The sequence below is a fragment of the Clostridium sp. AUH-JLR23 genome, assembly GCF_964238065.1.
GTDB classification, from domain to species: domain Bacteria; phylum Bacillota_I; class Bacilli_A; order Erysipelotrichales; family Coprobacillaceae; genus Allocoprobacillus; species Allocoprobacillus merdigallinarum.
In genome coordinates this window covers 1-1,647 of record NZ_CAXSKY010000038.1, presented here as the reverse complement: position 1 = coordinate 1,647, position 1,647 = coordinate 1, and the positions used below count along the sequence as shown (strand labels likewise).

Annotated in this window: 1 protein-coding gene; it reads left to right on the top strand. The window is 30.8% G+C overall.

The window, feature by feature from the left end; translation table 11 throughout:
• The first annotated feature begins 145 nt into the window (after positions 1–145).
• A complete protein-coding gene (locus ACESR5_RS11980; protein WP_373155987.1) occupies positions 146–1,504 on the top strand; it encodes an FAD-dependent oxidoreductase in 1,359 nt (452 codons plus the stop codon).
• Positions 1,505–1,647 lie beyond the last annotated feature (143 nt).

The window sequence follows — 1,647 nt, the reverse complement described above, 5'->3', positions numbered from 1 at the left end:
AATCTTAATAAACAAAAAAAGAAATCTGAATATGTCAGATTTCTAATTTAAATTTGTCGTTAAATTGACGACATTGACTGAATCTTAGTTCTTTTTTTGTTTAAACTGATTATTTTTGGAAAGAATATCACATGGTGATATAAATATGAATCAATCTTATTGGCAGAAAACTTCATCTATTCAAAGATGTGCATCTATTCAAGATGATATGGATACAGATATTGTTATTATTGGGGCAGGAATGGCTGGGGTTTCACTGGCTTATCAATTAAAAGATTTACCCTATCGTGTTATTGTTGTAGATAAAGATCAGATTGCAAGTCATACGAGTGGACATACGACTGCAAAACTAACGGTTTTACATGGGAAAATCTATCCACTTCTTAAAAAACATTATAATATACATTATGCACATCTGTATTTTCGTTCGCAAGAGGAAGCGTTGAATACAATTAAAGATATTATTCGTAAGGAAGATATTGCATGTGATTTTCAGGAAAACGATGCGTATGTATATACTGATGATTCTCAATATGTTTCTATGATTCAGGAACTTGAGTACATATTAAAATCTTTTCATGTGGAAGTCGTCAAAGATTCACAACATTTAGCATCAGTTGGCTTAAAACATCAAGCGGTTTTTCATCCTTTGAAATATATGTATGGGTTAATTGATAAGTGTCAAAAAGATGGTATTGTTTTTTATGAAAAGAGTATGGTTAAAAGTATTGAACGCAAAAAAGATGGTTTTATTTTAAAAGTCAATCATCATAAGATTCGAAGTCGCTATGTTATTCATGCGACAAGGTATCCTTTTATTAAAAAAGGGATTTATTTTGCAAAGTTGTTTCAGACAAAAGAGAATGTTGATTTGCGAAATAAAGAAGAGAATCAAAGTTTACTATGTATAGATCATACTGATAGTTATAGACCGGTACAGGATAAGGGAATATATATTGATATGGCGAGTCAAGAATGGTATGCATTAGATAGTGTGCCATTACGTGGAGTACCTTATATTGGTGAGATAAAACCGGGAAGTCAGGAATATGTAATTTATGGTTTTCAAAAATGGGGCATGACATTATCTCAGGTAGCGGCCAAATTAATTAAAGATTTAATTTTACAGCAAGAGAATCCCTATAAAAGTTTATATAGCTGTCAATATTTTTCACTATCTTTTGCTAAGGAATATCAAAAGAAAATCATGAATTCATATTATAAGGGTTTTATATATCCAAGGTTTCATTATAAGAAAGTGAATCAAATACAAAATGGTGAAGGTGCTATTGTTCGTGAAAATGGGAAACTCAAAGCAGTCTATAAAGATGAAAATGGAAAATGGCATGTATTTTCTCCATATTGTCCGCATTTAAAATGTATTATAGAATTTGATCAAAAAGATAAGATATGGTTGTGTCCGTGTCATCAGTCAACTTATGATGCTTATGGTCATTTAATTGATGGACCGAGTTTGCATACTTTAAAGAAAAAAGAGAAATGACATTATATAATTAAGGATGTGATAAAGAGAGAAAAAAAAGGGTTAAATAAAAAAACGAAAAAAAGTAAAAAAAGACTTGCAAAGGTAGAGGATAGATGGTATTATAGATGAGCACTCGACGAGAGGGCACAGGGACATTGAAA

Coding starts and splice junctions, on each gene's coding strand:
- ACESR5_RS11980 (WP_373155987.1), top strand. CDS start 146: ATGAATCAATCTTATTGGCAGAAAACTTCATCTATTCAAAGATGTGCA.